Below are 19,791 nucleotides of genomic sequence, written 5' to 3' on the forward strand. Positions count from 1 at the left end.
TCACCCCCTCAACCGCAGGCCCTGCGGAGTCGCGTGGAAACCCGCAGTTTCCAGCACCCGGCCCACAGGGTCCGACAGTGCGGACCCACCGTTGATGCGCTGCACGGTCAGGGTGCCCAACCGCCCGGCGTGCGCAGTGGCGGTCAGTGCCTCGGCCGCGGCCACGAGGCGGTCGTGGCCGTCCCCGTTCTCCGCTTCCGCCGCCCCCCAGGCCAGCAGGGTTTTGCCTCCCCGTTCCATGTAGAGGGAGAGTTCGCCGTCGACGAGGACGACCAAGGCTCCCGCCTTGCGTCCCGGCTTGTGCCCCGCGCCCTGCGGGGGCTCGGGCCAGGACAGGGCGGCACCGTACGCGTTGGCCGGGTCGGCGGCAGCCAGGACGACGGCACCGCGACCGGTGTCGTGCGCGTGGCTCCCGTGGCCCCCGCGGTCCCGCCCGTACCCGTCCGGTCCCTGGCGGTCCCTGGCGGTGCCGACCGCACGCAGCCGGTCGACCGCACCGTCCATCGCGAACTGGGCGGCCCCGAGACCTTCGACGACATAGCCCCGGCGGGCCTGCCCCGTCTCCTCGAAGGCGGACAGCACCCGGTAGGTGGCAGCGAATCCGCCCTCGACGCCCTCGGCGGCCACTGCCCCGCGCGTCACGACACCGTGCCGGTCGAGGAGTGTGCGGGCCAGCGCGTGGGCGCGGTGGGTCGTGTCGCTCTCCCGTTCCGGCAGCAGCGACCAGCGCCCGGCCACGGTCGGCGGGCCGGACCGGGAGGCCGTCGGACGGCCGGGGACGCCGGCGAAGCCGTACCGGCCGCGGGGCACCGCACGCTTCGCCCGGTGTGCCGTCGATCCGGCCGTGCGACCCGAACCGAGGAACGAACGCAGGGGCGCGATGGTGTCGTTGGTGAGCCGGCCCGACCAGGCCAGGTCCCAGACGGCCTCGGCCATCCGCTGCTCGCTGCAGTCCGGTTCGACCCGGCGGACATGCTCGGCGATCTGGCGGAAGAACAGTCCGTATCCTCCCTCGAGAGCCTCCATGACCGCCCGGTGCACGGGAGTGGGGTCCAGCGGATGCGGGGGCGGCAGCAGTAGCGGCGCGGTGTCGGCCGGCAGCAGGGAAAGCCAACCGTCCTTCCCCGGGAGCGCCCCGGCTCCGGCCCAGACCACCTCGCCCGCCGAGGTGAGTTCGTCGAGCATGGCCGTGGTGTATCCGGTGACGCGGGACGGCAGCACCAGCTTCTCGAGAGCGGAGGCAGGCACGGGAGCGCCCTGCAACTGCTCGATCGCGCGCATCAGGCCGTCGATGCCGCGCAGGCTGTTGGTGCCGACGTGCTGCCACTGCGGGAGGAACGATCCGAGGACTGCGGGCGCCACCGGCTCCAGTTCGTGGCGCAGAGCGGCCAGCGAGCGGCGGCGCAGCCGGCGCAGGACGTTGCTGTCGCACCACTCCTGGCCCGTGCCCGCCGGATGGAACTCGCCCTGGACCACACGCCCGTTCGCCGCGAGGCGGTGCAGGGCGCCTTCGGTGACCGCCGCACCGAGGGCGAAGCGCTCCGCCGCCGCGGCCGAGGTGAACGGGCCGTGGGTGCGGGCGAAGCGGGCGAGCAGATCGCCCAGCGGGTCCTTGACGGGCTCGGTGAACGCTTCGGGGACGCCCACCGGCAGCGCTGTGCCGAGGGCGTCACGCAACCGGCCGGCGTCCTCGATCGCCGCCCAGTGGTCGATCCCCCCGATCCGCACCCGGATCGCCCGCCGTGCGGCCGCCAGTTCGGGCGCCCACTCGGGGCCGGCGCCCCGCTCGGCCAGCTCCGCGTCGGTGAGCGGGCCCAGCAGCCGCAGCAGGTCGGCGACGCCCTCCGGGTCCTTGGCCCGCCGGTCGTCGGTGAGCCACTGGAGTTCGGCCTCGAGTTCGTGCAACACCTCGGGGTCCAGGAGCTCGCGCAACTCGGCCTGGCCCAGCAGTTCGGACAACAGCCGGGAGTCCAGTGAGAGGGCGGCCGCACGCCGCTCGGCGAGCGGGGAGTCGCCCTCGTACAGGTACTGCGCGACGTAGCCGAACAACAGGGAGCGGGCAAAGGGGGACGGTTCCGGGGTGGTGACCTCGACCAGTCGCACCCGGCGTGCCTCGACGTCGCCCATCAGCTCGGTGAGCCCGGGGACGTCGAACACGTCCTGGAGGCATTCGCGGACGGCCTCGAGGACGATCGGGAACGACCCGAACTCCGATGCCACCTGGAGGAGTTGGGCGGCACGTTGGCGTTGCTGCCACAGCGGGGTGCGCTTGCCAGGACTGCGTCGGGGAAGGAGCAGGGCGCGCGCGGCGCACTCGCGGAAGCGTGAGGCGAAGAGGGCGGAACTGCCGACCTGGTCGGTGACCAGCTGTTCGACCTCGCCCTTGTCGAACAGCACGTCGGCGGCGCCGACCGGGGACTGCCGGTCGTCGTACGTGCTGCCGGACCGGGAGGGGTCGATGTCGGCGTCGAGCAGATCGAGACCCATGAGGTCGGCGTCGGGGAGTCGCAGCACGATCCCGTCGTCGGCGTGCATCACCTGGGCGTCCATGCCGTACCGCTCCGAGAGCCGGGCGCCGAGGGCCAGCGCCCAAGGGGCGTGCACCTGCGCACCGAACGGTGAGTGCACCACCACCCGCCAGTCGCCCAGCTCGTCGCGGAACCGCTCGACGACGATCGTCCGGTCGTCCGGTACGTGCCCGCAGGCGCGGCGCTGTTCGTCGAGGTAGGCGAGGACGTTTCCGGCTGCCCAGTCGTCCAGCCCGGCGGCGAGCAGCCGGAGCCGGGCGTCGTCCTCGGCGAGGCCGCCCACTTCACGCAGGAACGCCCCGAGCGCGCGGCCCAGTTCGAGGGGCCGGCCCAGCTGGTCGCCCTTCCAGAACGGCAGCCGGCCGGGGACGCCCGGAGCGGGGGAGACCAGTACCCGGTCCCGGGTGATGTCCTCGATCCGCCAGGTCGTCGTGCCGAGGGTGAAGACGTCGCCGACCCGCGACTCGTAGACCATCTCCTCGTCGAGCTCGCCGACCCGGCCGCCGCCCTTCTTCGGGTCCGCCCCGGCCAGGAAGACTCCGAAGAGGCCGCGGTCGGGGATCGTGCCGCCGGAGGTGACCGCCAGCCGCTGGGCGCCGGGCCGGCCGGTGACGGTGCCGGTCACCCGGTCCCACACCACCCGCGGCCGCAGCTCTGCGAAGGCGTCCGACGGATAGCGGCCGGCGAGCATGTCGAGGACCGCGGTGAAAGCTGACTCCGGCAGCGAGGAGAACGAGGCGGTGCGGCGCACGGTCGCCAGCAGTTCGTCGGCGTCCCAGTCGTCCATCGCGGTCATGGCGACGATCTGCTGGGCGAGTACGTCCAGCGGGTTGGACGGCACCCGTAGCGACTCGATGGCGCCCTGGCGCATGCGCTCGGTGACCACCGCGGCCTGCACCAGGTCCCCGCGGTACTTGGGGAAGACCACGCCGGTGGAGACCGCCCCGACCTGGTGTCCGGCCCGGCCGACGCGTTGCAGGCCGGAGGCGACCGAGGGCGGCGACTCGACCTGGACGACGAGGTCCACGGCGCCCATGTCGATGCCCAGTTCCAGGCTGGAGGTGGCGACCACCGCGGGCAGCCGCCCTGCCTTGAGGTCCTCCTCGACCAGCGCGCGCTGCTCCTTGGAGACCGATCCGTGGTGTGCTCTGGCCAGCACCGGAGGTGCTCCCTGGGCCGCCCCCGAGCCGCCCATCAGTTCCGCCGGGGCGTGGTGCTCGGGCGCCGGTTCGCCGGTGGCCCGCTCGTATGCGATCTCGTTCAGGCGGTTGCACAGCCGCTCGGCGAGGCGCCGGGAGTTGGCGAAGACGATCGTCGACCGGTGGGCCGCGACGAGGTCGGCGATCCGTTCCTCCACATGCGGCCAGATCGAAGGCTTCTCCGCGTCGTCGGTGTCGGTGGCCGGTGAGCCGCCGAGCTCGCCCAGGTCCTCCACGGGGACCACGACGGAGAGATCGAACTCCTTGCCGGAATGGGGCTGTACGACGGCCGCCCGGCGCTGCGGCGACAGGAAGCGGGCCACTTCGTCGACCGGGCGGACGGTGGCGGAGAGGCCGATCCGGCGGGCCGGGCGGGGCAGCAGCCCGTCCAGCCGTTCCAGGGAGAGGGCCAGGTGCGCGCCGCGTTTGGTCCCGGCGACCGCGTGCACCTCGTCGACGATCACGGTCTCGACGCCGGTCAGTGCGTCCCGGGCGTTCGAGGTGAGCATCAGGAACAGCGACTCGGGGGTGGTGATGAGGATGTCCGGGGGGCGCACGGCCATCGCCCGGCGTTCCGCGGCGGGGGTGTCACCGGACCGGATGCCGACACGGACCTCGGGTTCGGGCAGACCGAGGCGTGCGGCCTCGTGCCGGATGCCGGTGAGCGGGCTGCGCAGGTTGCGTTCCACGTCGACCGCGAGGGCCTTGAGGGGCGAGACGTACAGCACGCGGCAGCGCTTCCCCGGTTCGGCCGGGGGAGGCGAGCTCGCCAGCCGGTCGAGGGCGGCAAGGAAGGCGGCCAGCGTCTTGCCCGATCCCGTGGGGGCCACGACCAGGACGTCCGACCCCTCGCCGATCGCCTGCCAGGCGCCCTCCTGGGCGGCAGTGGGCGCGTCGAAGGCTCCCGTGAACCAGGAACGGGTCGTGCGGGAGAAGAGATCGAGGGCCGAGGCCGGGCGGTCCGACATGCCCCCATCCTGCACCCGGCCGCTGACAGCCGCCGGACCCCCGCTGAGGTGCGGGCGATGCGGCGGCCCGGCGGCCCGGGGGCGATCACCTGGAGAAATGGGCAGGCGGAGGCCGAGCCGGATGCTGCCCGTAGTGTGGCCGGGTGCCAGATCGAACACTCCTCCGCACACCATCCGGTTCCGGCAGAGCCGTTTCCGACGCGGGTGTCGTCCGGGACGCCCTCGGAGTCGGGGTCGCCGTCGGGGTCTCCGGTTTCGCCTTCGGGATCACCGCCGCGGGCAGCGGGATCAGCCTCGCACAGGCGGCCGTGCTCAGCCTCCTGGTCTTCACCGGTGCCTCCCAGTTCGCACTGGTGGGAGCCCTCGCCGCGGGAGGAAATCCGCTCACGGCAGCGGCCGGCGCGTTCTTCCTCGGAACCCGCAACGCCTTCTACGGGCTGCAACTGGCCCAGGTGCTCCGGCTGCCGCGCCGAATGCGCCCGGTCGCGGCGCACGGGGTGATCGACGAGACGTCTTTGGTGGCGCTGGCACAGCCCGACCGGCGTTCGGCGCGCATCGGGTTCGCGGTCACGGGCGTGACGATCTACGCACTGTGGAACCTGACGACGGTGCTCGGGGTGCTCGGGGCGTCGGCACTCGGGGATCCCGAGGCGTGGGGCATCGACGCGGCGGGTCCCGCGGTGTTCCTGGCCCTGCTGGCGCCGATGCTCCGGTCGCGGACGGAGCGTGCGGTCGCCGCGACTGCCGTGCTCCTCGTCCTCGCGGGGCAGCCGCTGCTGCCGGCCGGGGTTCCGGTGCTCGTGGCGGTCCTGGCCGTACCGGTGACCCTGGCCCTGCGGGAACGTGCGCCCCGGACGGTCGGTACGGCGGACCGCGAGGAGGCCGCCCCGCCGTCCGGCGGGGAGAGGGAGGAGGAGTCGTGAGCACCTGGATCGCCATCGGGCTGACGGCCCTCGGCACCTATTTCGTGAAGCTGCTGGGCCTCTCGGTGCCGGAGGGCGCGCTCGAACGGCCGCGGGTCCGGCAGCTCGCAGCTCTGCTGCCGGTGGCTCTGCTGGCCGCGCTGACCACGGTGCAGACGTTCGGCGAGGGCACGTCGCTGGTGCTGGACGCCCGGGCGGCGGGCCTCGCGGCAGCCGGGCTGGCGCTCGTGCTGCGGGCGCCGTTCCTCGTCGTGGTCGGGGCCGCGGTGCTCGTCACCGCGGGAGCGAGGGCGTTCGGCTGGTGATCGTGCCGGTCCGCCTCCGGTCTCCGGCGGGCGATACTGGGGGCATGCGGTTGACGGATTTCTGGCAGCGGATGGCGGACTGGTTCGGTGAGACGTATGCCGACTCGTTCGCGCGTGACCACGTGATGTCCGAGCTCGGCGGGCGCACGGTCCACGAGGCGCTGGCCGCCGGCTGGGAGGCCAAGGACGTGTGGCGAAAGGTGTGCGTCGCACAGGAGATCCCCCAGGAGCGGCGCTGAGGGGATCCGCGAAACGCCTGGGATCCCGTGGGCGTGCGGACTTGACACCAAAATCGAACAAGCATTCTGATGGAGATCCCGGCCCGGTTGTCCACAGGCCGGCCGACGCCCGGGCGCATTGTCAGTGGCAGGCGCTAGCGTCATGGACGTGAAGCGATCGACTCAAGCAAACCGGGTGGAACCCATGGCAGGAACCGACCGCGAGAAGGCGCTCGACGCCGCGCTCGCACAGATTGAACGGCAATTCGGCAAGGGCGCCGTCATGCGTCTCGGTGACCGGCCAAACGACCCGATCGAGGTCATCCCCACCGGGTCGCCGGCACTCGACGTCGCGCTCGGGGTGGGCGGACTGCCGCGCGGCCGTGTCGTGGAGGTCTACGGACCGGAGTCGTCCGGTAAGACGACACTGACCCTGCACGCGGTCGCCAACGCCCAGAAGGCCGGCGGAACGGTCGCCTTCGTCGACGCCGAGCACGCACTCGACCCCGAGTACGCCAAGGCTCTCGGCGTCGACACCGACAACCTGATCCTCTCCCAGCCCGACACGGGCGAGCAGGCGCTCGAGATCACGGACATGCTGGTCCGCTCGGGAGCACTCGATCTGATCGTGATCGACTCGGTGGCGGCGCTCGTGCCCCGGGCCGAGATCGAGGGTGAGATGGGCGACTCGCACGTCGGCCTCCAGGCGCGGCTGATGAGCCAGGCGCTCCGGAAGATCACCAGCGCGCTGAACCAGTCCAAGACCACCGCGATCTTCATCAACCAGCTCCGCGAGAAGATCGGCGTCATGTTCGGGTCGCCGGAGACGACGACGGGTGGCCGGGCGCTGAAGTTCTACGCCTCGGTGCGCATCGACATCCGCCGGATCGAGACCCTCAAGGACGGCACCGATGCGGTGGGCAACCGCACCCGCTGCAAGGTCGTCAAGAACAAGGTCGCGCCGCCGTTCAAGCAGGCGGAGTTCGACATTCTCTACGGCCAGGGGATCAGCCGTGAGGGCGGTCTGATCGACATGGGCGTCGAGCACGGCTTCATCCGGAAGTCGGGAGCCTGGTACACGTACGAGGGTGACCAACTCGGCCAGGGCAAGGAGAACGCGCGGAACTTCCTCAAGGACAACCCCGATCTTGCGGACGAGATCGAGAAGAAGATCAAGGAGAAGCTGGGCGTCGGTGTGAAGCCCGGGGAGACCGCTGCCGAGGCGGTCGCCGAGCCGGCGGCGGCGCCGGCCAAGTCGGTGCCCGCGCCGGCTGCCAAGGCCACCAAGGCGGTCAAGGCCGCGCCCGTCGCCAAGAGCTGATCAGTGACACGGCGGACCGACTGGACGCCCCCGGAGACCGAGGGCGAGAACGTTCCGGACAGCGGTGGCTCCCGGTCGTCGAGGGCCGGGCGGGGGCTGCCGCGACCGGAGAGGCGCGACGCCCCTCCGGTGCAGCAGGACCCGGCCGAGCAGGCGCGGGCGATCTGCCTGCGCCTGCTCACCGGCACTCCCCGGACCAGGAAGCAGCTCGGGGACGCCCTGCTCCGCCGCGGGATCCCGCACGACGTCGCCGAGGAGGTGCTGTCCCGGTTCGAGGACGTCGGGCTCATCGACGACGCGTCCTTTGCCGACGCGTGGGTGGAATCCCGGCACCATGGCCGGGGGCTCGCCCGGCGGGCGCTAGCGCGCGAATTGCGCACCAAGGGCGTCGACTCCGTCCTGATCGACGACGCGCTGGGGCAGTTGGACGCCGACCAGGAGGAGCGGACAGCCCGTGAGCTGGTGGACCGCAAGCTGCGCAGCACCCGCGGTCTCGACCGCGACAAGCGGCTCCGCCGGCTCGCCGGAATGCTGGCGCGTAAGGGGTACTCCGAGGGGCTGGCCCTGCGCGTCGTCAGGCAGGCGCTCGAACAGGAGGGCGAGGACACCGAGTTCCTGGACTGCCGACTCCCCGACCCCTGACGGCTCGTGTGCACTCGGCGGCGGACAGCGCATCGGCCGAGGGCAGTGCGCGGCTCGTGTCCGGCTTCCTGTTGCATCACCCCCTGCGGACGTCCCCGCCGCCCTCGGACGCAGGCGCTCGGAGGGCGCACCGGCCCGTTCGGCCGCTCAGTCCGTGACGGCCTTTGCCTCCGATGCACGCAAGTGCACCGGCAGCCCCGCCGCCCGCCATGCCTGGAATCCGCCGTCGAGATCCGTGGCCCGCTGGAGTCCCAGCCGGCGCAGCGAGACCGCCGCGAGACTCGAGGCGTACCCCTCGTCGCAGATCACCACGACCGGCAGGTCGTGGCCGGTGGCCTCCGGCAGCCGGTGATCGCACAACGGGTCGAGCCGCCACTCCAGTTCGTTGCGCTCCACGATCAGTGCCCCGGGAACGAGGCCGTCGCGGTCGCGGAGGGCGGCGTAGCGGATGTCCACGAGCAGGCCTCCGGCGGCAGCCGTTTCGGCGGCTTCCTGCGGGCCGACGCGCTGAAGCTCGGTGCGTGCCTCGGCCAGCATGTCGTCGATGCTCCTCGGGACACCGGCCTGTCCGGGGCCGCTCATGGCCACTCCTGTGGTTGTTCGACTCCTCGAGCGGGAACGACGCCCTGTGCCCGCCGTAGCGGGGCAGGGCGGGTGCCCCGGGGTGGGGGGGAGGGGCACCGGGTCAGCGGCGCGAGCGTGCCTTGGCGTCCTCGATGCCGTCGCCCTGTTCGAGCGCCTCGGTGCCGCCGCGGACGGCATCGGCGCATGCGTACAGCTCGGCCGGGCGCACCCCCGCCATGGCCGCGACCAGATGACCGTCCGGCCGGACGAGCAGCACGGTGTGTGCGGCGGCGCCCGGATAGCTCTCGGTGACCAGCAGCTCCGCGGACATCGGCAGTGCCGCCACGGCGGCCGCCAGGCGCGGCATCAGACCTGCCGTCAGCCAGTGCCGTCGGTCCCACACTCCGGTGCCGGGAGCCACCAGCACCACCAGGAGGTCACCGCCCAGCCGGTCGTGCAGCCGCACCGGCGAGCCGTCCGGGGCGGTCACGACCACGTCGGAAACCGGCGCTCCCACAGGGGTCGTAACGTGGGTGCTGCCGGCCGGTGCGGGGGGCGCGAGCGGGGAGAGCGCGTAGACGGGAGCGGAACCGAGCGTCCCCCGGCCCAGATGACCGTCCGTGAGCGCGGCGTCCTGGACGCGGGAGGCGCCCGGCAGGGCACGTCGGATCGCGGCCCATCCGCCACGGGCGCGTACCAACGGAAGGAACTGGTCGGCCGCGCGCAACCGGGCGCTGACCGCGCCGCGCCGCTCGGCCTGGTAGCTGTCGAGGAGCCGGAGACCATCGCCGTGATGCCAGGCACGGGCCAGCTTCCAGGCCAGATTCGCCGCGTCCCGCAGTCCCTCGTCCAACCCCTGGGTGCCCAGCGCACCGAGCAGATGTGCGGCGTCACCGGCGAGGAAGACCCGGCCCACCCGCCAGCGGCGGGCCAGCCGGTGATGGATGGTGTGCACACCCGTGTCGAGCAGTTCGTACGGCGGGACCTCTCCGGCCGGCTCGTTCCAGCTGCCGAGGGTGTCGCGGATGCGTGTCACCAGAGCCTCGGGCGTGACGAGTTCGCCCCGGGGCGGCAGCAGCCAGTCCAGGCGCCAGACGCCGTCGGGCAGCGGGCGCGCCATCACCTCGCCGCCGCGGGGCGGCGAGCGGTGCAGGACGGCCTCCCCCGGCCACGGAAGGTCCACCCGTACCGCCGCCACCGCATGGCGCTCCACGGCGGTACGGCCCGGGAAGCGGACGTCCAGCAGCTTGCGGACGGCCGAGCGCGAGCCGTCGCACCCGACGACGTAACTCCCTCGCCACCAGGTCCCGTTCGGGCCGCGGGTGTGGACGGCGACCCCGTCCGCGTCGGTCTCGAGTCCGTCCACCCGGCTGTCCGTCACGAGCTGTGCCAGGGGCTGTGCGGCGAGGGCCTCGCGCAGCCGCCGGGTCAGGACGTGCTGGGGAAGGTGCAGCGGGGACGAGGAGCCCGGCGCGGGGAGGTCCGGCGCGGCCGGGGACATCCCCGAGGTCCCGCTTGTGGGGTCCGCGAACTCCGTGCGGTGGACGAGCTGCCGCCGCCGCACGGTGCGCCATGCGCTCCAGTGGACTGCTTCGTGGGGTGCGGGCGAGCAGCCGAGCCGTTGGAGGAAACCGGCGGTGTCCGGACGCAGCAGCGCGGTGCGGGAGAGGCGTCGTTCCTCGCGGCCGTTCCCCGTGTCGAGAACGATCACGGGAATGCGCCGGAGCGAGAGGTCCAGTGCGAGGGCCAGTCCGACCGGACCGGCCCCGACGATGATCACCGGGTCCATGGTGCGGCTCCCTGGACCCGTCGGGTCACGGCGGAGCGGAGGGGTGATGAGAACCTGTTGTCCAGCTCCTGCCCGGGTCCGAACCCGAGTTGGACGACAGCTTCCGAAGGCCGGTGCACGATCACACACCGTATGCAACAGACCGGGAGTGCCCACGTCAAGCGACGGGGGCAGCGGCAGGGTGCCGCTGCCCCACTTGGCGTCAGTTCCGTGTGTTCAGCGCCCCGTTCGGCCGGGTGGCGGTGTCGCACCACCCGGCCGGGCGCGTTCGGTCACTGCTCGAGGACGGTCGGGTCCTCGGCGGGCTCGGCGGCCGCGTGTACCGCGATTCCCGTCTTCGTACGGCGTCCACGCTTCTCGATCCAGGTGGCGAGCGAGGAGAGCGCCAGACACAGCGCGAGGTAGATCGAGCCGATCACGATGATCACGGGAACGTACGGATAGGCGCCTTCCACCTGGACGTTGGAGGCGATCAGCCGCGCCGTCTGCAGCATCTCGGGGAAGAGGATGATGTACCCGAGCGAGGTGTCCTTCAGGGTCACCACGAGCTGGCTGATGATCGTCGGCAGCATGGACCGCACGGCCTGCGGGATCAGGACCGTTGCCATGACCTGCGTCTTGCGCATCCCCAGCGCGTATGCGGCCTCGCTCTGCCCCTTGGGCACCGAGTTGATGCCGGCGCGGAGCACCTCGGCCTGCACACAGCCGTTGTAGATCGTCAGGCCGATGATCAGAGCCCACATCGGGGAGATGGCCAGGCTGCCCGGCAGGTGCAGGACGTCCGCCCACAACTTGTCCGCTATGCCGACCCACAGGGCGAAGATGGTGATGAGCAGCGGGATGGACCGGAACAGCTCGATGAACCCGGTGGCCGCCGCGCTCACGACGCGGTGTTCCGAGAGCCGTCCGACCGCCAGCAGCACGGCGAAGGCCAGCGAGAACACCGACGCCAGCGCGAACACCTCGAGAGTGGCCAGCAGTCCGTCGAGGATGTTCTGCCGGATACCGGCGTAGTTGAAGATGTCCCACATCGCCGGGGCGAACTGGCCCTGGGAGGCCAGTCGTGCGATGACCGCGCCGACCAGCGCGAGCAGCACCAGGGTGCCGGCGACGGAGTAGATCCGGTTGCGGACCCGGGCCTTGGGGCCGGGAGCGTCGTACAGAACGTTCGCGCTCATCGGGCAACCTCCAGACGGCGCTCCAGCAGGCGGAACAGACCGCTGATGGTGAACGTGATGACCAGGTAGGCGAGGGTGATCCAGAAGAAGATCATGAGGATGTCGTAGCCGTCGTTGCTCAACACCTTCGCGATGTTGAACAGATCGACGTTGTCGAAGGCACCGGCCACCGCCGTGTTCTTGGTGAGCGCGATGAAGATGCTGCTCAGCGGCGGAACGACGGTCCGGGTCGCCTGCGGGAGCACGATCATCCGCATGGACTGCAGGAAGGTCATCCCGAGGGAGCGGGCCGCCTCGGCCTGCCCCAGGGGCACCGTGTTGACACCGGAGCGGACCGCCTCGCACACGAAGGACGAGGTGTAGAAACCACAGGCCAGCACCGCGAGCAGGAACGAGTTGATGCCCGGGAACAGGATCTCGGGGATCACGAAGAAGGCGACGAGGAACAGCAGCGTCAGCGGGGTGTTGCGCAGCAGCGTCACCCACGCCGTGCCGAATATGCGCAGCGGTGGTACGGGCGAGACCCGGCAGCCGGCGATGGTCACGCCCAGCACCATGGCGAGCAGGGCGCTGGCCGCGGTCAGCTCCACCGTGCCGATGAACCCTTCCCGGAACAGCGCCAGATTGTCGAGCAGAACGTTCATGAGATCTCCGCGGGGGCGGGCGTCGGCAGGTGGTCAGGACCGGTGAGCGGGCCGTGCCCCGTACGGACGTGCGTACGGGGCACGGCAGCAGCGGAGGATCAGTAGCGCTCGAGCGCCGGCGGGTCGACGTAGTCCGAGCCGGAGAGGCCGAGGGTGGCCTCGTAGGCCTTCTTGTAGTCGCCGTTCTTCTGGTGCGCCTCCAGCGCGTCGCTCAGGGCGTCGCGCAGCACCTTGTCGTCCTTCTGCAGGCCGATGCCGTACGGCTCGTCGCTGAACGGCTCGCCGACGACCTTCAGGTTCTTCGGGTTCTGGGCGGCGTAGCCCTTGAGGATCGCGTCGTCGGTGGTGACGGCGTCGACCTGCTTCTGCAGCAGCTGCTGAACGCAGTCGGAGTACTTGGCGAGCTCGGTGACCTTCGCGCCGTACTTCGGCTGCTTGATGGTCTGCAGCGGCGTGGAGCCGACGATCGAGCAGACCTTCTTGCCCTTGACCGAGTCCGGGCCGGTGATGGACTTCTCGTCCTTGCGGACCAGCAGCGAGGCGCCGGCGTGGTAGTACGGGCCGGCGAAGCCGACCTGCTTCTTGCGCTCGTCGTTGATCGTGTACGTGCCGATCATGAGGTCGACGTCGCCCTTGGAGACGGCGGTCTCACGGGCGCCGGAGTCGACGGTCTTCCAGACGATCTGGTCCTTCGAGAAGCCGAGGTCGGCGGCGACCATCTTGGCGATCTCGATGTCGAAGCCGGAACGTTCCTTGGTCGACTGGTCCTCGAAGCCGAGGTACGGCTGGTCGGCCTTGGCGCCGATGACGATCTTGCCGCGCTTCTGCGCCTTCTTCAGCACGGGCGAGTCGAGTTTGACGTCCTTGGCGACCTCGTACTCCGGGAGCTTCGGGGCGTTCTTGCCCTCGGGCTTCATCTTGCCGGCGTCGCCCGCCGGACCTTCCTTGCCGCCGCACGCGGTGGCGGTCAGCGCGAGCACGGCAACGGCAACGGCGGCCGTCTTGCGGAGCTTCATCGTGAATTTCCTTACGTCGTCAGGCGTTGACAAGGCGTGGGGCGTCGGTCAGTGGTGAAGGATCTTCGAGAGGAAGTCCTTCGCGCGATCGCTGCGCGGGTTGCTGAAGAACTGCTCCGGCTCGGCTTCCTCGACGATCCGGCCGTCGGCCATGAAGACCACGCGGTTCGCGGCGGAGCGGGCGAATCCCATCTCGTGGGTGACGACGACCATCGTCATTCCGTCCCGGGCGAGCTGCTGCATGACCTCCAGCACCTCGTTGATCATCTCCGGGTCGAGTGCCGAGGTCGGCTCGTCGAAGAGCATCACCTTCGGGTCCATCGCCAGGGCCCTGGCGATCGCCACCCGCTGCTGCTGACCACCGGAGAGCTGTGCGGGGTACTTGTCCGCCTGAGCGCCGACGCCCACCCGGTCCAGCAGCTTCCGGGCCTTCTCCTCGGCCGCCTTCTTGTCGGTGCGCCGGACCTTGATCTGGCCCAGTGTCACGTTCTCCAGCACCGTCTTGTGCGCGAAGAGGTTGAACGACTGGAACACCATGCCGACATCGGCGCGCAGCCGTGCCAGCTCCCTGCCTTCCTCGGGCAGCGGCTTGCCGTCGATGGCGACGGAGCCGGAGTCGACGGTCTCCAGCCGGTTGATCGTGCGGCACAGCGTCGACTTACCGGACCCGGAGGGTCCGATGACAACGACGACCTCGCCACGCGCGACGGTCAGGTCGATGTCCTGGAGCACATGCAGCGCGCCGAAGTGCTTGTTGACGTTGTCCAGCACGACCAGTGCGTCCGCGGTGGGCGCGGTGTCCTTGGTCAGCGGTACTTCGGTCATCGGGCTCTTGCTCCGTCCTCCTCGGTTGGAAGGACCTTAGTGAGGGCTTGCGACCAGCGTCATTACATCTGAGCGGAAATTGAGCATAACGATCCGGACACCCGCCATCGCCCGGAGTGACCGTCCTGCCACGCCCGGGGAGTGAACCGGGGAACGCGAGGGCGGTTTCCTACCGTCTGCGTAACGGATGTCCCGTACGGGCCGGAGCCGCTTGACTGGCCGCGCCGCTTCGGGCTGGATGCCTGATGGGGCCGTGCACCGCCGTGCGCCCCGGCCCGGTACGGACGGACCGAACACCGCGAGCACCTGATCGGAGGGACATGAGACTGCTGCTGGTCGAGGACGACGACCACGTCGCCACGGCTCTGTCCGCCGTGCTCGCCCGGCACGGCTTCGAGGTCCGGCACGCCCGCAGCGGCGAGGAGGCCCTCCGGGCGCTGCTGCCCGGGGGCGGCGCCCCCTTCGGGGTCGTCCTCCTCGACCTCGGTCTGCCCGACCAGGACGGTTTCGAGGTGTGCGGCAGGATCCGCAAGACCACCGGCACCCCCGTGATCATGGTGACGGCCCGGGCGGACGTGCGGTCCCGCATCCACGGTCTCAACCTCGGCGCCGACGACTACGTCACCAAGCCCTACGACACCGGTGAGCTGCTGGCCCGGATCCACGCCGTCAGCCGTCGGGCGGTACCCGGGGAGACGGCCGCCGACGACGTGGCCGGAGGGCCGGGTGAGCAGTTGCGCCTCGGCGCGGTCCTGGTCGAGATCCCCACCCGGCAGGTGTCCGTGAGCGGTGAGCCGGTCTCGCTGACCCGCAAGGAGTTCGACCTCCTGGCGCTGCTGGCCCAGCGGCCGGGCGTCGTCTTCCGGCGGGAACAGATCATCAGCGAGGTCTGGCGCACCAGCTGGGAGGGGACCGGCCGCACCCTCGAGGTGCATGTCGCCTCGCTCCGATCCAAGCTCCGGATGCCCACCCTGATCGAGACCGTGCGCGGGGTCGGCTACCGGCTCGTCGCACCGGCCGGCTGAGAGCGTCCGACGGCTCCCCGTGCGCACCCGACTGCTTCCCCTGCTCATCGTCCTGATGGCAGGCGTGCTCCTCGCCCTCGGCTTCCCCCTCGCCGGCAGCATGGCGGCCGCCCACCAGCAGCGGCTGGTCGTCGACCGGATCGACGACACGGCGCGCTTCGCTTCGCTCGCCCAGTACGTCACCGCCCGCCCGGCCGCGGCCGACGGACAGGGCGAGGGGCGCCGGCTCGTCACGCTGCAGGCCGAACTCGAGCGCTACCAGGACCTCTACGGCATCCGCGCCGGTGTGTTCTACCGGGACGGCTCCGCCATGGCCGAGGCTCCCCGGAGGTGGCGGGTCCCCCGCGGCAGCGAGGGCGACCAGGCGTTCCGCGAGGCGCTCGCGGGCCGGCGCAGCCACGACCCCCCGCAGGTACTGCCCTGGCAGCGGAGGCGGCTCGCCGTCGCCTCTCCCGTGGTCCGCGACGGGGACGTGGTCGCCGTGGTGGTCACCGACTCGCCGACCGGACAGCTGCGCTCGCGGATCCTGCACAGCTGGCTGCTGCTCGCGACCGGCGAACTGCTCGCCATGCTCGTAGCGATCAGCGCAGCGATCCGGCTCACCGGCTGGGTGCTGCGCCCCGTGCGCATCCTGGATGCGGCCACGCACGACATGGCCACGGGCCGGATGAAGTCCCGGGTGGCGGCCTCGGTGGGCCCGCCCGAGTTGCGCAGGCTTGCCCGGTCGTTCAACGAGATGGCCGACAACGTGGAGGACGTTCTCGAACAGCAGCGGGCCTTCGTGGCGGACGCCTCGCACCAGTTGCGCAATCCGCTGTCCGCCCTGCTGTTGCGGATCGAGCTGCTCGCCCTCGAACTGCCCGACGGAAACGAGGAGATCGCCTCGGTGCGGACCGAGGGCAAGCGTCTGGCGCGCGTCCTCGACGACCTGCTCGATCTGGCCCTCGCGGAGCACGCCTCGCCCGACCTGCGGGTCACCGACATCGCAGCCCTGGCCACGGAGCGTGTCGAGGCCTGGAGGCCGATGGCGGACCGGGAGGGCGTCGCGCTCGGCTACGAGGGCCCCGCGGCCGCCACCGGCTGGGCCGACCCGGTGACGCTGTCGAGCGCGCTGGACGCGGTGGTCGACAACGCCCTCAAGTTCACGCCGGGCGACGAGTCCGTGACGGTGTCCGTGACGCCCGAGGGCGACACCACGCGGATCGTCGTCGCGGATCGTGGACCCGGCCTGGACCAGGACGAACTCGCCCGCGTCGGGGACCGGTTCTGGCGCAGCGGCCGGCACCAGAACGTCTCCGGGTCGGGCCTCGGACTGTCGATCTGCCGGACTCTGCTCGCGGCCGGGGACGCGACGATGTCGTTCGCGCCGAACGAGCCCCGTGGCCTGCGGGTGACGATTCGCGTGCCGCGCGCCGCGCCGGCCGCTGCACCGGCACCCCCGCGGCCCTGACGGCTGTTCCTCGACCCGGGCGCGGCCACCGCGGCCGGGCCCGGGTGCTCGGTCCCGCGGTCCGGGGGCCCCGGCGGTCAGGGGCTGTGGTCCGCTACGAGCCCTGGGAGAGCCGCAGGGTGAGGATCTGGAACGGCCGCAGGGTCATGTCCACCGCGCTGTCCTCCGACACCGGGTATGCGTTCCCGTCGTCCAGTGGCCGCTCCAGCAGGTCCGTGCTCGTGACACCGGCCACCGGGAACCCGGCCGTCAACCGGGCGGACGCCCGCCCGCCGCCGGCTTCGTAGAGGCGCACCACCACGTCACCGCTGCGGTCCTCGGCCAGTTTGACCGCCTCGACCACGACCTGGTCGTTGTCCACCTGCACCAGCGGTTCGACCGGCCCTGCCCCAGGAACCGACCGCTCCGGCAGGTTGATCCAGTGGCCCTCGCGCACTGCGTCCCCGACCGTGGCACCCGGCGCCAGCGCGTAGCGCAGCCGGTGCCGGCCCTGGTCGGTCTCCGGATCCGGGTAACGGGGTGCGCGCAGCAGGGACAGCCGCACCGTCGTGGTCTGCCCGCCGTCTGCCCGGACGTCGCGGGTCACGTCGTGCCCGTACGTCGAGTCGTTGACCACCGCGGCGCCCCAGCCCGGTTCCTCCACCTGGATCCAGCGGTGCGCGCAGATCTCGAACTTGGCCGCCTCCCACGAGGTGTTGGTGTGCGTCGCCCGGTGCACGTGCCCGAACTGGGTCTCCGACGCCGACCGGTCGGCCTTCACGTCCAGGGGGAAGGCGGCCTTCAGGAACATCTCGCTCTCCTGCCAGTCGACCTCGGTGTCGAGATCGACGATCTTGGCCCCCGGCCGCAGGCCGATTCGCTGCACCACCGACGAGCCGCCGAAGGAGCGCCGCACGCGGACCGCCGCCCCCGCCTCGCCGGGCTCCTCGGGCGACAGCTCCCCGACGTCCACGAGGTCGGTCACGTTGTGCCGGTAGAAGGCGTCCACGTCCCAGGCGTCCCACATGTTCGGGAAGTCCGGATGGATCTGCAGCAGATTGGCCGCCTGCCCAGGTGCCACCGCTTCCCGGTCGCTCTCGAGGTCGTACGCCGAGACGACGAGTCCGCGCCCGTCGACCTCCACCCGCAGCAGCCCGTTGGCGAGCACATGGCCGCCGCCCTCGCGCTGCTCCAGGGTCACCGGAGCACCGGTACGGCCGGGCTCAGCGGCGGCGCCGCCCGCGGGCACGCCGCGGCGTGCGTGCGGTGCGCCGTTGAAGACGATCATCTTCTCGCCCTCGCCTGCCAGCGAATGCTGCGCGGTCTCGATGATCCGCTCCAGCTCCTCGCGCACCCGGGCGTACGTCTCGCGTGCCAAGCGGTGCACCCACGCGATCGAGGAGCCCGGGAGGATGTCGTGGAACTGGTGGAGCAGCACCGTCTTCCAGAGTCGCTCCAGGTCCTCGTACGGGTAGCGGAACCCCGGGTCGCGCACCGCCGCCGTCGCGGACCACAATTCGGCCTCGCGCAGCAGCGATTCGCTGTGCCGGTTGCCCTGTTTGGTCTTCGCCTGCGAGGTGTAGGTCCCCCGGTGCAGCTCCAGATACAGCTCGCCCGCCCACACCGGGGCATCCGGGTACTCCTCGTGCGCGGCGGTGAAGAAGTCCACGGGCTTCTCGACCGTCACCCGCGGAGAACCCTCGAGGTCCTTCAGCCGTTCGGCGCGCGCCAGCATCTCCCGCGTGGGGCCGCCGCCGCCGTCCCCCCAGCCGAACGGGACGAGCGAGCGCGAACCACGCCCCTTCTCCTGGTAGTTGCGGGCCGCGTGCGCCATCTCACGACCGCTGAGGTCGGAGTTGTACGTGTCGACGGGCGGGAAGTGCGTGAAGACCCGGGTGCCGTCGATGCCCTCCCACCAGAACGTGTGGTGCGGGAACTTGTTGGTCTGGCTCCAGGAGATCTTCTGTGTCAGGAACCACTGCGATCCGGACAGCGCGACGATCTGGGGCATGGCCGCCGAGTAGCCGAAGGAGTCCGGCAGCCAGACCTCCTTCGTCTCGATGCCGAATTCGTCGAGGAAGAATTTCTTGCCGTAGAGGAACTGGCGGGCCATGGCCTCGCCGCCGACCATGTTGGTGTCGGACTCCACCCACATCCCGCCGACCGGAACGAACTGCCCGTCCGCCACCTTCTTCTTGACCTTGGCGAAGACCCCCGGGCGGTGCTCCTTGATCCAGGCGAGCTGCTGCGCCTGGGACATGGCGAACAGGAAACCCGGGTGGTCGTCCATGAGGTTCACCATGTTCGACGAGGTCCGGGCCACCTTGCGGACCGTTTCCCGCAACGGCCACAGCCACGCGGAGTCGATGTGGGCGTGGCCGATCGCGCTGATCCGGTGGGCGGACGCGTTCGCGGGGGAGGCCAGCGGCCCGGCCAGCTCCGCGCGGGCACGGGCCGCGGTGCCCGGGATGTCGGCGAGGTTCAGCACGTCCAGGCAGCGCTCGACCGCCCGCAGCAGCTCGAAGCGGCGGGCGTCGTCAGTGGTCAGCTCGTGCATGAGGCCGCCGAGCACCTCGAGGTCCTGGACCAGCTCCCACACGCCCGTCTCGAAGACCACCAGATCCATCCGTGCGATGCGGTAGAGCGGACGGTCGCTCGACGTCAGCCGGTCGCCCTGGCGGGTCGGCCGCTGGCTGTTGAGCACCGGGTTCGACGCGGCCTCGACGTACAGCTCGACGGCCTCACCGCCGGCTGCCGGCTCGCCGATGCGCACCCAGTCGTTGCGCGGGTTGAGGGCCTTCACCGCCTCGCCGTCGGCCCGGTACACCAGGCCCTCGCACTGGAACCCCGGCATGTTGCGGCGGAAGCCGAGATCGAGCACGGCCTCGACGGTGCAGTCCTTCCAGTCCGCCGGCACCTGCCCGCTCACCCTGAACCAGGTCGTCGCCCACGCCGGCCCCCAGGCCTCACCCGCCTTGGCCGGCCGGTATTCGGCCGCAAGCCCCTCGGCGACGGGGACCGGCTCCCCGGGGGCGTTCCACCGCTCGACGGTGAGGGGCACGTGGGCGCTGTGGATCGCGGGCCGGATGCGTTCTTCGAGGACGCGACGGAGGCGGTGTTCGACGATGCTGCGGTCGTCATGCATGGGGAGGCTCCGAGGGATGCGCGGACTGCTGTGCGACGTCGGTCAGCCCCCTACCCAACGCCCACCTGCCTC

15 protein-coding genes are annotated in these 19,791 nt (G+C 71.4%); 7 read left to right on the forward strand and 8 right to left on the reverse strand.

What is annotated here, in order from left to right; translation table 11 throughout:
• Positions 1-4,695 (reverse strand): ATP-dependent helicase, encoded by a 4,695-nt coding sequence (locus M1E25_RS15755; RefSeq protein WP_251415826.1) that lies wholly within the window; start codon positions 4,693-4,695, stop codon positions 1-3.
• A gap of 143 nt (positions 4,696-4,838) precedes the next feature.
• On the opposite strand from M1E25_RS15755, the gene M1E25_RS15760 reads away from it, so the two are divergent.
• The 5 genes from M1E25_RS15760 (at position 4,839) to recX (ending at position 8,104) form a co-directional block, all read left to right on the forward strand.
• Positions 4,839-5,618: an AzlC family ABC transporter permease gene (locus M1E25_RS15760; RefSeq protein WP_251415828.1), complete on the forward strand. Its 780-nt coding sequence runs from the start codon at positions 4,839-4,841 to the stop codon at positions 5,616-5,618.
• Positions 5,615-5,923, forward strand: coding sequence for an AzlD domain-containing protein (locus tag M1E25_RS15765; RefSeq protein WP_251415829.1), 309 nt, complete (start codon positions 5,615-5,617; stop codon positions 5,921-5,923). The genes M1E25_RS15760 and M1E25_RS15765 overlap by 4 nt, the downstream gene beginning before the upstream one ends.
• Before the next feature lie 44 nt (positions 5,924-5,967).
• Positions 5,968-6,162, forward strand: coding sequence for a DUF3046 domain-containing protein (locus M1E25_RS15770; protein WP_251415831.1), 195 nt, complete (start codon positions 5,968-5,970; stop codon positions 6,160-6,162).
• A 184-nt stretch (positions 6,163-6,346) separates the two neighbouring features.
• Positions 6,347-7,462, forward strand: a complete 1,116-nt coding sequence (recA, locus tag M1E25_RS15775; RefSeq protein WP_251415834.1) for a recombinase RecA — start codon at positions 6,347-6,349, stop codon at positions 7,460-7,462.
• A 3-nt stretch (positions 7,463-7,465) separates the two neighbouring features.
• Positions 7,466-8,104: a recombination regulator RecX gene (gene recX, locus M1E25_RS15780; RefSeq protein WP_251415836.1), complete on the forward strand. Its 639-nt coding sequence runs from the start codon at positions 7,466-7,468 to the stop codon at positions 8,102-8,104.
• A 147-nt stretch (positions 8,105-8,251) separates the two neighbouring features.
• On the opposite strand, the gene M1E25_RS15785 is transcribed toward recX, so the two are convergent.
• From M1E25_RS15785 to M1E25_RS15810, 6 genes are all read right to left on the reverse strand, one after another.
• Positions 8,252-8,686: a rhodanese-like domain-containing protein gene (locus tag M1E25_RS15785; RefSeq protein WP_251415838.1), complete on the reverse strand. Its 435-nt coding sequence runs from the start codon at positions 8,684-8,686 to the stop codon at positions 8,252-8,254.
• Between the two features lie 103 nt (positions 8,687-8,789).
• Positions 8,790-10,457 (reverse strand): FAD-dependent monooxygenase, encoded by a 1,668-nt coding sequence (locus M1E25_RS15790; RefSeq protein ID WP_251415840.1) that lies wholly within the window; start codon positions 10,455-10,457, stop codon positions 8,790-8,792.
• Positions 10,458-10,729: 272 nt separating this feature from the next.
• Positions 10,730-11,635, reverse strand: a complete 906-nt coding sequence (locus M1E25_RS15795; RefSeq protein ID WP_251415842.1) for an amino acid ABC transporter permease — start codon at positions 11,633-11,635, stop codon at positions 10,730-10,732.
• Complete coding sequence (locus M1E25_RS15800; RefSeq protein ID WP_251415844.1) at positions 11,632-12,279, reverse strand: amino acid ABC transporter permease; 648 nt, start codon at positions 12,277-12,279, stop codon at positions 11,632-11,634. Before M1E25_RS15800 ends, M1E25_RS15795 begins: the two co-directional genes overlap by 4 nt.
• Positions 12,280-12,377: 98 nt before the next feature.
• Positions 12,378-13,295 (reverse strand): glutamate ABC transporter substrate-binding protein, encoded by a 918-nt coding sequence (locus M1E25_RS15805; RefSeq protein ID WP_251415846.1) that lies wholly within the window; start codon positions 13,293-13,295, stop codon positions 12,378-12,380.
• Between the two features lie 48 nt (positions 13,296-13,343).
• Positions 13,344-14,120 (reverse strand): amino acid ABC transporter ATP-binding protein, encoded by a 777-nt coding sequence (locus tag M1E25_RS15810; RefSeq protein ID WP_251415849.1) that lies wholly within the window; start codon positions 14,118-14,120, stop codon positions 13,344-13,346.
• Positions 14,121-14,440: 320 nt separating this feature from the next.
• Here M1E25_RS15810 and M1E25_RS15815 point away from each other — a divergent pair, with 320 nt between their 5' ends.
• Together M1E25_RS15815 and M1E25_RS15820 are read left to right on the forward strand one after the other, a co-directional pair.
• The gene (locus M1E25_RS15815) at positions 14,441-15,145 is read left to right on the forward strand and encodes a response regulator transcription factor (RefSeq protein WP_251415851.1); all 705 of its coding nucleotides are present in this window, start codon (positions 14,441-14,443) and stop codon (positions 15,143-15,145) included.
• 19 nt (positions 15,146-15,164) lie between these two features.
• On the forward strand, positions 15,165-16,595 hold the full coding sequence (locus tag M1E25_RS15820) for a sensor histidine kinase (RefSeq protein ID WP_251415853.1): 1,431 nt from the start codon (positions 15,165-15,167) through the stop codon (positions 16,593-16,595).
• A 94-nt stretch (positions 16,596-16,689) separates the two neighbouring features.
• Here the strand turns inward: M1E25_RS15820 and M1E25_RS15825 are convergent, their stop codons facing one another.
• Positions 16,690-19,719 (reverse strand): alpha-mannosidase, encoded by a 3,030-nt coding sequence (locus M1E25_RS15825; protein ID WP_251415854.1) that lies wholly within the window; start codon positions 19,717-19,719, stop codon positions 16,690-16,692.
• Between the last annotated feature and the right edge of the window lie 72 nt (positions 19,720-19,791).

The sequence above is a fragment of the Streptomyces meridianus genome, from assembly GCF_023703325.1.
GTDB lineage: Bacteria > Actinomycetota > Actinomycetes > Streptomycetales > Streptomycetaceae > Streptomyces > Streptomyces meridianus.